The 13,521-nt window shown below is 39.2% G+C and carries 17 protein-coding genes and 1 CRISPR repeat array; of the genes, 11 read left to right on the forward strand and 6 right to left on the reverse strand.

Annotated elements, in window-relative coordinates:
• Positions 1–185: 185 nt before the first annotated feature.
• Positions 186–533: direct repeats of the CRISPR family, unit length 24 nt; unit sequence GAACCCAATAAAGGGAATTGAAAG.
• Positions 534–622: 89 nt separating this feature from the next.
• The gene (locus MRT15_RS05815) at positions 623–1,297 is read right to left on the reverse strand and encodes a CPBP family intramembrane glutamic endopeptidase (RefSeq protein WP_304328789.1); all 675 of its coding nucleotides are present in this window, start codon (positions 1,295–1,297) and stop codon (positions 623–625) included.
• Positions 1,298–1,378: 81 nt separating this feature from the next.
• Between MRT15_RS05815 and MRT15_RS05820 the strand changes: the two genes are divergently transcribed.
• Positions 1,379–2,278 (forward strand): ABC transporter ATP-binding protein, encoded by a 900-nt coding sequence (locus MRT15_RS05820; protein WP_304328791.1) that lies wholly within the window; start codon positions 1,379–1,381, stop codon positions 2,276–2,278.
• On the forward strand, positions 2,265–2,987 hold the full coding sequence (locus tag MRT15_RS05825) for an ABC transporter permease (RefSeq protein WP_304328793.1): 723 nt from the start codon (positions 2,265–2,267) through the stop codon (positions 2,985–2,987). Before MRT15_RS05820 ends, MRT15_RS05825 begins: the two co-directional genes overlap by 14 nt.
• Positions 2,988–3,110: 123 nt before the next feature.
• Here the strand turns inward: MRT15_RS05825 and MRT15_RS05830 are convergent, their stop codons facing one another.
• Entirely contained in the window at positions 3,111–3,524 is a 414-nt protein-coding gene (locus MRT15_RS05830) for a nucleotidyltransferase domain-containing protein (protein WP_304328794.1), read from the reverse strand.
• Positions 3,525–3,756: 232 nt separating this feature from the next.
• Between MRT15_RS05830 and MRT15_RS05835 the strand changes: the two genes are divergently transcribed.
• The 5 genes from MRT15_RS05835 to MRT15_RS05850 all read left to right on the forward strand — a co-directional run bounded on the left by MRT15_RS05835 (position 3,757) and on the right by MRT15_RS05850 (position 5,229).
• The gene (locus tag MRT15_RS05835) at positions 3,757–4,008 is read left to right on the forward strand and encodes a hypothetical protein (protein ID WP_304328796.1); all 252 of its coding nucleotides are present in this window, start codon (positions 3,757–3,759) and stop codon (positions 4,006–4,008) included.
• Entirely contained in the window at positions 4,002–4,442 is a 441-nt protein-coding gene (locus tag MRT15_RS05840) for a PIN domain-containing protein (protein ID WP_304328798.1), read from the forward strand. Before MRT15_RS05835 ends, MRT15_RS05840 begins: the two co-directional genes overlap by 7 nt.
• Before the next feature lie 336 nt (positions 4,443–4,778).
• Positions 4,779–5,003, forward strand: a complete 225-nt coding sequence (locus MRT15_RS05845) for a DUF2283 domain-containing protein (protein WP_304328800.1) — start codon at positions 4,779–4,781, stop codon at positions 5,001–5,003.
• On the forward strand, positions 5,000–5,104 hold the full coding sequence (locus MRT15_RS12565) for a DUF4258 domain-containing protein (RefSeq protein ID WP_369684952.1): 105 nt from the start codon (positions 5,000–5,002) through the stop codon (positions 5,102–5,104). Before MRT15_RS05845 ends, MRT15_RS12565 begins: the two co-directional genes overlap by 4 nt.
• Positions 5,071–5,229, forward strand: a complete 159-nt coding sequence (locus MRT15_RS05850) for a hypothetical protein (protein WP_304328802.1) — start codon at positions 5,071–5,073, stop codon at positions 5,227–5,229. Before MRT15_RS12565 ends, MRT15_RS05850 begins: the two co-directional genes overlap by 34 nt.
• Positions 5,230–5,460: 231 nt before the next feature.
• Here MRT15_RS05850 and MRT15_RS05855 read toward each other — a convergent pair whose 3' ends face one another.
• The 4 genes from MRT15_RS05855 to MRT15_RS05870 form a co-directional block, all read right to left on the reverse strand.
• Positions 5,461–6,270 (reverse strand): glutamine amidotransferase, encoded by an 810-nt coding sequence (locus MRT15_RS05855; RefSeq protein WP_304328804.1) that lies wholly within the window; start codon positions 6,268–6,270, stop codon positions 5,461–5,463.
• A gap of 55 nt (positions 6,271–6,325) precedes the next feature.
• Positions 6,326–8,035, reverse strand: coding sequence for a thiamine pyrophosphate-binding protein (locus tag MRT15_RS05860; RefSeq protein ID WP_304328806.1), 1,710 nt, complete (start codon positions 8,033–8,035; stop codon positions 6,326–6,328).
• Between the two features lie 14 nt (positions 8,036–8,049).
• Positions 8,050–9,066, reverse strand: coding sequence for a hydroxyacid dehydrogenase (locus MRT15_RS05865; protein WP_304328808.1), 1,017 nt, complete (start codon positions 9,064–9,066; stop codon positions 8,050–8,052).
• Positions 9,067–9,135: 69 nt separating this feature from the next.
• The gene (locus MRT15_RS05870; protein ID WP_304328809.1) at positions 9,136–10,392 is read right to left on the reverse strand and encodes a hypothetical protein; all 1,257 of its coding nucleotides are present in this window, start codon (positions 10,390–10,392) and stop codon (positions 9,136–9,138) included.
• 120 nt (positions 10,393–10,512) lie between these two features.
• Between MRT15_RS05870 and MRT15_RS05875 the strand changes: the two genes are divergently transcribed.
• The 4 genes from MRT15_RS05875 to MRT15_RS05890 all read left to right on the forward strand — a co-directional run.
• Positions 10,513–11,619: a DUF917 domain-containing protein gene (locus MRT15_RS05875; RefSeq protein WP_304328811.1), complete on the forward strand. Its 1,107-nt coding sequence runs from the start codon at positions 10,513–10,515 to the stop codon at positions 11,617–11,619.
• An 88-nt stretch (positions 11,620–11,707) separates the two neighbouring features.
• On the forward strand, positions 11,708–12,502 hold the full coding sequence (locus MRT15_RS05880; RefSeq protein WP_304328813.1) for a sulfite exporter TauE/SafE family protein: 795 nt from the start codon (positions 11,708–11,710) through the stop codon (positions 12,500–12,502).
• A 303-nt stretch (positions 12,503–12,805) separates the two neighbouring features.
• Entirely contained in the window at positions 12,806–13,030 is a 225-nt protein-coding gene (locus tag MRT15_RS05885; RefSeq protein ID WP_304328815.1) for a hypothetical protein, read from the forward strand.
• Positions 13,030–13,521: type II toxin-antitoxin system VapC family toxin (locus tag MRT15_RS05890; protein ID WP_304328817.1), on the forward strand; the 492-nt coding region annotated here is incomplete at its 3' end. The genes MRT15_RS05885 and MRT15_RS05890, both read left to right, overlap by 1 nt.

Below are 13,521 nucleotides of genomic sequence, written 5' to 3' on the forward strand. Positions count from 1 at the left end.
TAACTATAAATTGTCGATATACTTTTAGACAAAAGTCGAATTTTCCACGAATAGTTTCACCATAAACCTCACCATCAACTGGCGCAAAAATCATCAGTCTTATACAAGTTCTACCTGTGCCATGATGGCTTCTGAATTAATCATGCCAAAAACCTTAAAAACCCAAAAAGAGAAAAATAATATCGGAACCCAATAAAGGGAATTGAAAGGTCCATTCATCTTCAACTATTTGCTCTTTTTCACGTTTGATGAACCCAATAAAGGGAATTGAAAGTAATCCATAAAAATCCCCCCATAAAAAAAGGAAAAAAAGTTGAACCCAATAAAGGGAATTGAAAGTGAATGTGGAGAGTATTGTGAGTTTTTCGATTCTGAAAGGAACCCAATAAAGGGAATTGAAAGGTTAGATGGCTTTCATGTGGGGGCTTCCCCCACATCATCAAGGAACCCAATAAAGGGAATTGAAAGTCCTTATATGGCGGGTTGGCTGCAGCTTCAATTGGAATTACGAACCCCATAAAGGGAATTGAAAGCAAGATAATTTCATATATCACTTGTTATTGTCTTTTTGAATCTTAAATGGGGGTTTGAAAGGGAGGGTTTGGATTTTGGGTTTGTGGTTTTATGTGAGGTATGTTATTGTGAAGCCTATGGTGTTGTTGAGCCAGTGTCCCATCATTATTGGTATTAGTCTTCTGGTTTTTGTGTATATTGTGCCTGTTATTATTCCGAAGATTGTTGTGTATATTGCGTTTATTGTGAATCCGTGGTATAAGCCGAATAGGGTTGCTTGAATTAGAATTGCCATTACAGTTTTACCTGTAATTTTCTCCAGTCTCGTTAATATGTATCCTCTCCAAGTGAATTCTTCGCATATCCCCGCGATCATGGAGCCTATGGTGGCTAGGTATAATGTTGTGAATGGTGGTAGCATTTTGAGGATGTTTCCATCACCATTACCTCTAAACATTGTTGATAGTGTGTAGCTGAGTGTCATGGATATGGCAATTAATCCTATGGCTATGAGTATTGATGGTAATGGTTTATCCCGTACTCCACCAAGAATCCCCCTAACATCTTCACCTTCACTTTTAAGGAATATGTATGCTAGATATGCAAATGCAACGTCATATATGCTCCATAGGTATGGTCCATAGAGGAATATGTAGTATACTGGTTTCCCAGCAAACTCTCTAAACCCAACGAGGATCATTACAATTGCTGGGGTGAGGATGGCATTGAATATGATGGGTATGATGCTGAGAACTAAAACATGTGAACGCATGGTTCGAGGCATAGTAATCCCAATCTATTAATGTTAATTGAGATTTAACTCTTATAAATAGCTTAAATATTATACCTTTTAGAGGCGAATTTCTTGACGAATTACATTTTCGTTGATGGTTTGGTTAAAGTGTATTCTGGGGGTGTTGTGGCTCTTGATGATGTTTCGTTTTCCATTGATAGTGGGGGTATTGTTGGTTTGGTTGGTCCTAATGGTGCTGGTAAGACCACTTTAGTTAAGATTCTTGCAACTCTTATTAAGCCTACTCGTGGCAGTGTTGAGGTTTTGGGGTTTGATGTGAATAGTGGGTATGAGAATGTGAGGAAACGTATATCGCTAGTTCCACAAGATGCATGTCCAGAATTATATTTAACTCCATATGAGCATGTATACTGGTATCTTAGGAGTAGGGGGTTGCCTAAGGGTGATGCTGTAAGGTTGGCGGGGGAGAGTTTGGAGAAGGTTGGGTTGTGGGATGTTAGGGATAGGGTTTGTGCAAAGCTTAGTGGTGGTATGAGGCAGAGGGTTCTCATAGCATCTGCATTGGCCGTCCCCGCCGACATATACTTCCTCGATGAACCCACTGTAGGTTTAGATCCATTGGCTAGGAGGGGTGTTTGGAGTGTTCTTAGGGAAGTTTCCAAGAATTCCCTAATCTTTTTAACAACACATTACATGGAGGAAGCTGAAGTTTTGAGTGATCTATTAATAATGATAAATAGAGGTAGAATCATTGAAATGGGTAATCCACTTGAACTATTAAGGAAAGTTAAGTATAGGTATAAGGTGGTTTTGGAGAAGTTTGCTGATATAAGCCAAATTGATGTTAGCTTCATTGAAACTGATGAGGGGAAGACTATATATGTGGAGAGTGATGCTGAATTGTCTAAACTGTTAGGGTTCTTGGTGGATCGTGGATTGAGTTTCACTGTGAAAAGCACATCGCTTGAAGATCTCTTCATAATGAGGGTGAAGGGTTGTGGCGATAAATAGAGTTATTGGTGCAACAGTATTTATGACTCGTAGCTACTTGAAGGAGCCATTAGCATTTGTAAGCGACTTAATAATACCACTAATAATGTTTATGATAGTTCACCTTGGAACTGGGAGAGGGGTTGAATCCCTCATAGGCATTCTCATAGTTATAGCGTGGAGTTCTGGTTCATTTGCATTAGCTAGGAAGCTCGGCTCCTACAAGGCGTGGAGGTTAATGGATATGTTCATAGCAAGCCCCCTAAAACCAATAGAATTTGCAATTGCAGCTGCACTGGCACATTTAATAATCATAGTGCTACCAGCAACCATAGTAACTGTAATCATGATACTCATATCAAGCATAAATCCAGCATCACTAATACTCTTAATAGCATCAATAATAGTGGCATGGATTACTGGAATAACATTCGGTCTCTACGTATATAGTAAACTTGCAGACCCATTTAAAATCTCCAGCACCGCCAATCTCCTAAACTTACTCCTCATAATACTACCACCAGTAATATACCCAATATCTATTCTACCCCCCAGCATACAGCTGATAAGCATACTCCTACCAACAGTATCCTTAAAACTGGTAGCACTACATTTGGTAGGGATAAGTACAGGAATTGGAATTCCAATATTCATACCAACTATAATAGTCATAGTTTATGCAACGTTCTTTACAATTTCGGCGATAAAGCAGAGGATATTCGTTGAATAATATTAAACATCAAAATTGCGTGAACCACCTATCGCACGAAACACTTCCACAATAACGCCATAAAAACATATGATTAATTCGCATCCTTAGCTTAATAGATCAAATGGCTATGCATGTTTGGCTTTATTTCATCAATTTCCTTAGTTCCCTCTCTTCGAATACTTTGGAGAAGTGGAGCCAATCATCATACAACTTTATGATTCTAAGCCTATCCTCGAATAGTTCATCTTCATCTTTGCAGAAGATAACCTTCCCCTTCATTAAGATTTCATGGTTTAAGCTGAATGGAGCAAAGTTTATTACTACAACATCGAGATTATCCATTTCCATTTCCCTTATAAAATTCTTCAGGAAGTTGAAGAGTTCACTCTTATCTAATCTATCTACCTTTACTGCTAAGTCAATATCGCTTTCACCCTTAATGAACCTACCCTCCACAATGGAGCCGAATAGTATCGCGTACACTATCCCATACTTTTCCGCGATTACACTTACCCTTTCCGAGATAATTTTGGCAATATCTAAATGTTTCTCCATTAATGATAAAAGACGTTCTCAAATTATTTAAGTCTTTTTAGATCACAAAATTTCCTTTTCCTTAAAATGTATTTGCCTCAATGTCTTAAGGAAATCGATTGTAAATTTGTAGCTACAGATTTTACGTAGAATTTCTTGTCATTTCTATTGTCGTATACTCTTAATATTCGATTGTTTATGAATGGGGATATATTTATATTTCTGGGGAAATAAAGAAGAAATGGGGATGAAATTGGCGTATGTGGTTAAAGCGGATGATAGGGGTAGGATAAAGTTGCCAAAGGATATAGCGACGCCTGGAGATAGGTTTCTCATTATCCCAGTTGGAAGGAGGATTGTCCTGTTAAAGATACCTCCAAAACCTATTGAAGCAAGCTCATCATGGTTGCACACCGAAAAAGATAAGAGGGAACTTAGATCTCTAGCTGAGTCTCAAGCAATTAAAGAAGTTGAGGATAAGTTGAGGAGGAAGGGGGTTTGCTGATTGAAACTGACATTGTTTTAGCCCACGTGAAGGAGAGGGATTGGTTAAAGCCCTACGCGGATTCAATACTAAGCGCAGCTAATAGCGGGATGATAAGGCTTAGCGCCAGCTGTGAGGTTATCCATGAACTCTACTATGTTTCCGTCAAGCTTGGCATCGACTTGGAGACTCTGCTAAACAAGGTTGTCGCCCTTACAAACATAAATAACTTGTACTGGATTCCAGCGACTACAGAAATCATCCTTGCGGCTATGTCACTAATGCTCGAATACAATCTCAGCTCAATATTTGATGCATATTATGCGGCTACAGCTCTCTTCTCAGACCCAGATAGGACTATAATTTCCACAGACACAATTTATGATAGAATACCTGGAGTTAAAAGAGTAGATCCGAGAGAATTAGCGAAAGAAGTGAATAGGGGTCAGAAATAACCATCATTCACTGTGTTTATTAATGTCCCTTTTTAGATTACGATCATTATCTTCGGAACGACACTTTACATGTGTAAATTATTCTCCAAATTCAAATATATAATCATGATATTTTGAAAGGGACCTAAAAAGTGACGGCACGATCAACATTTGTATGGTCGGTTAACTTGTAGATGTAGAGCGTAAAGTCGGAAATTTCATTATCCAACTACGCAAAATATCTTAACCTAAAATTCTTTGGTATGCTTTATGTAACTTTCTAAACCCGTAATCAAGCCAGCTCCTGTTTCATATACGCTTTTATATAGCTTTAGCCACATTCCGTTAATGGGTCATATGCAGGAATACCGTGTGAGGTATGATCCTGGAGCCGATGCACTCTATATTAGGTTTAAGGAGGATGAAGTGGTAGACAGCGAGGAGATAGAAGTAGGGATTATTGTAGATTATAACAAGAAAGGGGAAGTTGTGGGGATAGAGGTCCTAGAATTTTCCAAGAAGAAGGTAGACCTAACAGATCTCATAGTTAAAGGACTACCCATTCTGAGGACTAAGAAATGATAATATTTACAAGGCATGCACTTGAACGAATGAAGCAGCGTAAAATATCAAGATATGAAGTCCTCTCTTGCGTGGAAAACTTGACAAAATTTCAAAATTAAATGACCTCTATAGGGCTGTTAAAAGGGAGGATGATAAGGTGTTAGTAGTAATATATCGTAAAAGCAATTATGAGGACATCATCATAACTGCATATAGAAGCTCGAAGAAAGGTAAGTATCTTTAACAGACTTCTTTCTTGTTCTTAATGGCAAAGAACCTCAATTAATTCAAAGCTAAAGGAGGGAAGGTTTGGCTTCGATTATAAAACTCTTAAATCTAGAACCTAAATTTGCTAATGCTTTCCGTTAATTTTTCTTTGTTTCTATAATTTTGCTGCGGGTCTTGGTTAAGGTTATTATTATGAATTTGTTTTAGAATGGAATGAGATTGTTGGGAGTGGCTTGATCCCAATTTTTCATTGTTCAATTTTGCAGACCCATTTTATTGCTTTTATCCAGAATTCCTTGTAGTATTCCCATTTGATGAAGTTTATTCCCCAGTGTAGTACTGGGTCTGATGTGAATGCCATGCTTCTCCCCTTCCCATAGCTCCATACTACTATTAGTGGGTCTCCACTCTCCACCACCGCTAAAACTTCCGATTTCTCCTTTGGTTTTACTTTGTTGTATCCTAGGAGTGGTGGGCATGTTTCCCATGGTATCCCCCTCATTATTGGATGTTCTGGTTTTATGGCTTTCACACGTGTGCCCGTGGGTTTTTCAACTCTATCGTCGAATTCCATGATTTCCACTGGTAGTGCTTCTGCTACCGGTGTTCTGTACCATGCTCCTTGACCGAATCTACCTGAATATGAGTACCATCCACCAGCCATTATTAGTCCGCCGCCATCCTCCACATATCTCCTTATAAGTTCAAGTCTATCTGGCATTCCCAGATATTCGCCATGTTTTAGTATTCTAGTTTCACCTACCTCTTCTATTGGGAAGAATTCTGGGTAGAATCTTATGTTCTCTGAGGATACATCGCTGAGCATTATTACATCGTATTCCCTTAATTGATTGTAGCTTCTTGGGAATTCCCTGTATGCCTTTATGGATTCCATATGTGTTACTTCTATTCCACTTCCATTTATGGCTTCTATGAAGTATTTTGCCCAATTCCTATAATAAACATCCTTTATCTCCACTATGAATGGGCTTTCAAATATTATTGGCCCTACAACAACCCCTGAATCCCCCACATATAACATCTTTATGGGCTTCACATGGAATCCTATGCCACCATACAGTATTTCTGCCTTTCGCCCTATGTCATTATGGTTAGTAGATGAATCTTATCCCCATTTTCTTGGCTTCTTCAGCCCATGAGGGGACTGGTGGTGTGAGTTTGTCTTCTGGTAGGGTTGGGATTTCCAGTAGCATTGGCCCCTCGGATGTTAATAGTTCCCTCAATTTCCTCTCAATCTCCCTTGTATCTTCTATTCTTGAAGCTTTTAATCCGAATCCCTCTGCTATTTTCACGTAGTCTACGTTTTTGAATTCTGTTTCGAAGTATTTTGGTCCATATTTGAATAGTATGGAGGCTCTTATCCAACCATAACTTTGATTGTTGAATAATATTATCTTCACATTTGCATTCAATCTTGCCAGTGTCTCGTATTCTCCAACTGTGAATCCGAAGCTTCCATCTCCAGTTAATGCTATTATTGTTGATTTTGGTTTGGCTAGGTATGCTCCTATGGCTGCTGGCACTGCATATCCCAATGCTCCCATTGAGTAGTTGAATAGTATCCTCCTACCAGCCTCCTTAACCTTTAGGAATGCTGCGGTGTATATTGCGCTTACACCTGCATCGCATGTTATTATGTATTCTTTTGGTAGCATGTTTTCCAGTGTTTTGATTATTCTTATTGGGTTTGGTGGGTATTCATTGGATGTTATGTTTGGAGCTATCCCCTCCTCAAACTTCGCCCTCCTCTCCCTCAACTCCTCCAACAATCCACTCCTAGTAGCTCCCTTAATCATCTTTGTCTTCAAAATTTTTATCATCAATTTTAGGGTGGATTTCGCATCTCCAATTAATGGGATTTCCGTGCGTAAATTGTTTCCAACTTCAGCTTCACTTATATCTAAATGTATGATCTTCACATCTTTTGGCGGTAGGGTCCATGAGTTTGTGGCTGCATAGTCTGTGTTGCAACCCACGTAGAATACTAGGTCTGCATTCTTTAGGATTTCGTTGGAGAAGCTTGTCCCCCCTCTTGATCCAATAACCCCTATGGATAGTGGATGTGTTTCTGGGAAGCTCCCCTTACCCGTAATTGTTGTCCCCACTGGTATGTTTAGGAGTTCTGCTAATTCAATTATTTCATCCCATGCTTGTGAGTATAATACTCCTTGACCACAAACTATTATTGGCTTTTCACTGTAGAGTAGTAATTCCACAGCCTTCAAAATCATATCCTCTTCTGCTGTGAATCTTTGCCCTGGATATCTTATAAACTCCCTTTGCCCATACAAATCTGATACTTCAGCATCCTCTTCCAATACGTTTACTGGTATTCTTATGTGTACTGGGCCAGGTTTACCGCATGTGGCTATTCTGAAGGCTCTTCTAATTGTGAATGGTATGTCTTGAGCTCTCAGCACTGTTAATGTTTCCTTTGTAATTCCATTGAATATTGCTGTTTGATTGAATCCAGTTAACATATTCCTCTTCTCCAAGTGTAGTGGTGTGTCTGTGGTTATGGCTATTATGGGTAGTGATGATGCATATGCCTCAACTATTGCTGGTAGTATGTGGGCTGCCCCTGCACTTGGAGCTTCGCATATTCCAGGCTTATATGATACCCTAGCATATCCATCTGCTGCGAAGCATGCATTCCTCTCATCCCTAAACATCACATGCCCCACATCCTTAAACTCCAGCCATTCAACGTATAGTGGTAGTGTTGTTTCCCCTGGTAAGCCGAAGACGTATTCAACATCATACTCCCTCAGCATTGTTAAGAGTATTCTTGACCCCTTCACAGCCTACACCCCCCTCACGCATAATCTTTTAAATCCACCCTCTTCTCAAGGACTTCTGGGTTTGCAATGTTTTCTGGCTTATATCCACTTAAAACTCTTATCACATCCCTATGTACTGTAACTGTTTCCCTTTCATAAGCTTCATATGTGCATGAAGCGAAGTGTGGTGTGACTATTACGTTGCTCAATTGTAGTAGTGGGTTATCTCTATTTGGAGGCTCCCTTTCAAATACGTCTAATGCTGCTCCAGCTATCCACCCCTCCCTCAAAGCCTTTATTAGAGCTTGCTCATCAACTATGGCTCCCCGCGCCGTATTTATTAGGTATGCTGTGGGCTTCATAAGCTTTAATTCCGCTTCACCAATCATGTGATATGTTTCCTTTGTTAAAGCTGCATGTATTGTCACTATATCTGATTCCTTGAGTAAATGTTTTAGATCGTTGGTTAAAGTTATATTTATCCCTGATAAGGCTTCCGGCTTCACATATGGATCATAACCTAAAAGTTTTACTCCAAATGCTTGTAGTATTCTTGCAACCCTCTTCCCTATGGCTCCTAAACCTATTACACCAACAACTTTACCCTTAAGTTCATGGGTGAAGTTCCTCCTATCCACTAGGAGTTTATCTCTCCAAATCCCATTCCTCAAAGCATTATCTAGGAAGCATATCCTTTTTATTAGGCATAGTATTAGGGTTACTGTGAATTCTGCAACGCTATCGGAATTGGCTTCCGGTGAGTATACTACTGGAATCCCCCTCTCCGTGGCTGCTTCTAAATCCACGTTGTCTGGTCCAGGTTTGGATCCATACTTCCCTATAACTTTAAGTTTTGGGCTTTCCATGATCACTTTCCTTGAAACTCTGTGTTGTGATGTTATTATTATGGCATCGCAGTCTTTGAGGGCTTTTATGAGTTCCTCTTCACCATAATATACTCCAGGTTCCCCCGTGATTACTTGGGCAATTCCATCGAATAGTTTATGTGATTCAGGCCATTCAGGTTCAGGTATGAATACTTTGAATTTCATAATTTAACCACATAAATCTTTAAGCCTTTATGAATTTAAGAATGTTACACTTGAAGCACGCTTCATTTGCTACATTTGTCTAATCATTCCAATTATTCCTGATACTAGTTCGTTTGCTGATTGTGGTGTTATCCTACTCCACCTAGTCAATTTCGTTTCATATGCATCTATCTCATATGCCTTCATGTCTGGTATGTATCCAATGTAGTCTTCAGAGTAGTTTGATAGCATAATATGCCCATATCCAGCTGAATATGCGTGGCTTTTAATCTTCAAACCATGCTCCACAAATAATTCTCCAGGTATGGATATCATTATGAATTCCCTCCCAATCCTCAAGATTTTGAATAATGTTTCAACCATTATCCTACCATCCTTTGCAACTTCATACTCCTCCTCAGCGTATAGTAGTTTCCACATGTACTCCTCTTCATCCAGTCTTCCACCATACTCTCTCAAGGCTTCCTCATACCTCCTTTTCGCTTCTATAATTCTTGGGGGCTCCTTAAACTTCACATTCACATGGACTTCTTCAATTTCGAGATCTACCCTTTCAAGTTCTATGGATTTACTTGTTAAGTCTTCTAGAACGTTTAATGCTATTTTTGAAGCCATTTTATCCATGTATCTTCTACCCTTAAATTTTGGATCAATATCCCCAGCAGCTCCAGTTGTGAATGTACATTTAACCTTATACTCATCCATTTTGCTGTATATGGCTCCAGGATAGTCTGATGATATCCCCAAGTCAGTGTTGCATGTTGGGTGGCATGTGTAATTCATTAGGATCATCCTCCCATAGTCTGTTTTGAAGTATATGTATGGGATATCTTCATCCACTAAGCCACCCTTATACGTCCTATTGTATGTTAAGCCCTCAGCCTTCGTGGTTCCAGCTCTAATTTCAGCTTTAGCTATCCTATTCATTGCAATTAAACTTGCCCTAGCAATCCTATCCTTAAACTTCTCAATCCAATCCTCCAAAACCTCCTTCTCCCTACTGGTGTAGGGGTATGTGTTAGGCCACATTGGCGTTACTGTTTCAGGTCCTGAATGTGTATGTGTGGCTGCTAGGAATATTGCCTTCCTCCCCAATCCAGTCTTCCTGGATATTTCATCTTTAATCCCCTCAGCTAAATCTCTACTTACACCTAGAACATCCACGCTGACTATTAATGCTTCTCCACCATCCCCCTCCAAGAATATTGTGTGTATGTATAGTGGGTCGTGGATGGAGTTTGATGGTTTAGCCAATCTATGCGCGTATCCTCCAAGTCTAACCCCTATTGGTGGTGTAACATCCAAAACTTCAAATCCAACCCTCAAATCACATCACCCAAACTTGTAGGGCAATCAAACCTTTATAGACTTCTCCACTTTTCAATTGAATCTTCTCGATGAAAGCTCATATATACTTATGGTTGTTAAATCCTATTTGGATAGATTATGAGGCTCTTAAATTATAGTGATGTGAGGCATCTAATTATTGGTGCAACAATTCTTGGGGTTGGTGGTGGGGGAGATCCTGATCGTGGATTTAAACTTTTATGTGAAGATTTGAATTGTGGGAGGAGTCTTAAATTATGCTCCTTTGATGAATTGAATTTAGATTCTTATGTGGCAACGCCATATTTTGCTGGGAGTATGCCAAGCCCTAAATCCAAATCATCTAGGAAGAGTTTCACTGAGGACGTTATGTTGAAAGCTCTCAGGATTTTGGAGGGTGTTTTGGGTTTTAGGTTGGAGGGGTTTGTGGCCACTGAGATTGGTGGTGGAAATACTGCCATAGCTCTACATTTAGCTTCAATCCTAAATCTACCACTACTTGATGGGGATCAATCTGGTAGGAGCGTTCCAGAACTCACCCATAGCACATATTACTTGAATGGTTTAAGTCTCGCCCCAAGTGTTATAGCTTCACCCCATGGCGATTACATAATCTTCAAGGAATACTCGTCAATTAACAATTATGAGGGTATTGTTAGGGGGATTGCAAGTCAAGTTTCAGGTTCAGTTTTCGTCATAGATAGCCCAGTTAAAGTTGATGTTGCCCGTAGAGTTGCAATTAATGGTAGTGTGAGTAGAGCCATTGAGATTGGTGAAGTGGTTGATGAAGCTAAATATAAAGGTTTAGATGTAGCCTCCAAAATAGCTGAGAAGCTCAATGGATACGTGATTTTCGAGGGGGTTATCGATGGATATGAATTGAATGAAGTTGAAGGCTTCCTAATTGGAAATGTATACGTTAAGGGTTTTGGGAAACATGCATCTAGCACACTCAGAATTTGGGTTAAAAATGAGAATATATTTGCATGGATGGATGAAGAGCCAATAGCCATGCCACCAGACTTAATAATAATGTTAAATGAAGATGGTTATGGAGTTGTCAACAGTAAAATTAACGTGGGAATGAAGGTTAAAATAGTTGTGGCGCCTGGACCAAGGGAATGGAGGACTCCAAGGGGGCTTGAAATTATTGGTCCAAGAAGTTTCGGTTTAAATTACGATTATAAGCCAGTGGAATTACTTGTAAAGGAACGCCACTTAACATGAATATCATCTCATACACAAACCATACTACACCCCCCATAAAACTAAATGTCAACCTTAATTAGTTGGATCAATACAATTAAGTATCAATATGTGCGCTACGAATATCCGTGTCTTCAGAGTCTTCTTAAGTGCATTTTTCGGTTTACTATTCGGGTTTGTAGCTGGACTTATAGGTGTGGGTGGAGGTGAATTTAGACTTCCAGTCTTCCTCTATGTGGCAAATCTGCCAATCCTAATCAGTGTGGCAGTAAATTTAGTTATAGGTCTCCTATCAGTATCAACATCATTCCTCAGAAGATTTCAACTTGGAATATTCTCTCAAGAATCACTATGGATAGCCTTAACCATGTCTATTGGATCCATAATTGGAGCCTATATGGGAGCTACATTGACAGGTAAATTGCCCACGAAAATCCTAAGGAAACTGCTTGCCATCTTCCTCATATTAGTTGGATTCAGAATAATTTCTGAACCATTATGGGGATGGCCCATAGGAAAAGTTTCACTAACAGAACCAACACTCTCAATCCTAGCAGCCTTATCCGGTTTAGTGATAGGGGTGATTTCGGGAATGTTTGGTGTAGCTGGAGGGGAATTCAGAATACCAATCCTAATGTTCCTATTTGGAATGGATGTAAAAATGGCGGGAACCACAAGCCTACTAGTCTCAATCCCAACAATCAACAGTGGACTATTAAAGCATCAGAAGATGGGGCACATGAACAGTTACGGTGTGATCATAGCAGTCTCCATGGGCATAGCAACAATAATAGGCTCATACATGGGAGCTAGCCTAGCAGCTGAAGCGCCAGAAAGCACCCTGAAAATTATATTAGGCTTAATACTCATACTAGCAACCATTAGAATGATTACAAAACCCTAGGTAATTCCATTAGTTAAACTCACAAAAGTAATAATGTACTAGAAGGTTTCTTAAGACTGAATTTTATGTAACATTTTCATACCTACGTAAACGTGTTTAAAGCAAATCCAATAGAATAATATAGATAGAATTATGTTAAAGCTAAACTGAGACTATATAGGAACTTGATTGCAATAACACATTTCTCCGCTTAAGTTGCTAAGACATTCATGAAAGCTAGCTCTATTATGATATTTAAGATGAAACAAAAAAGGGGCTAAGTACTTATATATCCTGAAAACTAACTAATAGTTGGTGAATTTAATGAAAGACGATGAAGTTCGGAGAAGAGTTGAAGATCTAATAGCGATAAGTCTATATCAAACTAGGGTCAATAGAGTAAAGAAGCATATTAGAGCGCTTTATAAAGATTATGAGCCGTACTTAAAGCCTTTGGAAGAAGTTAGAAAAATCTTAGCAAAAGAGATTCCTGAGGAGGAAGCCTTAAGCCAAACAATTGTTGAGCTTCGAAGAAGGGAGACGCATTAATGGCAACTTTTTATTTCGATACTTCAGCTATAGTTAAAAGATACCATAAAGAAATAGGCTCTGAAATTTTAGATAGGATATTTGAGCTCAAAGGGCATGCCTTTGCCATATCCTTTTGGTGCATACTGGAATTTACTGTCGTATTTTCAAATAAACTGAGAAAAGGGGAATTGTCAAGGGAGGCTTTTAATGCTGCCATTTCTCTTTTCTTTAGGGACGTGCTAGAAAGGTTCATCGTAGTTAGCGTAGATGATGAACTCGTAGCTTCGGCAGTTTCATTAGCAGTTAAACATGCCTTACCTTCAGCAGACTGCTTACAACTCGCAAGCGCAATAAATTTGAGGGAAACTCTAGAACCCTTAAAAGAACCCTTTATCTTCGTATGCTCTGACAGAGATCTATGCAAAGCAGCTGAGAAGGAAGGAATGAATTTCATTGATCCAGAGGAAAAAGATGCTTTAGAGAAATTAAGTAAATTCATTAGGCTAAAA

The organism is Candidatus Culexarchaeum yellowstonense, from assembly GCF_024707025.1.
In the GTDB taxonomy this organism is placed as follows: Archaea; Thermoproteota; Methanomethylicia; order Culexarchaeales; family Culexarchaeaceae; genus Culexarchaeum.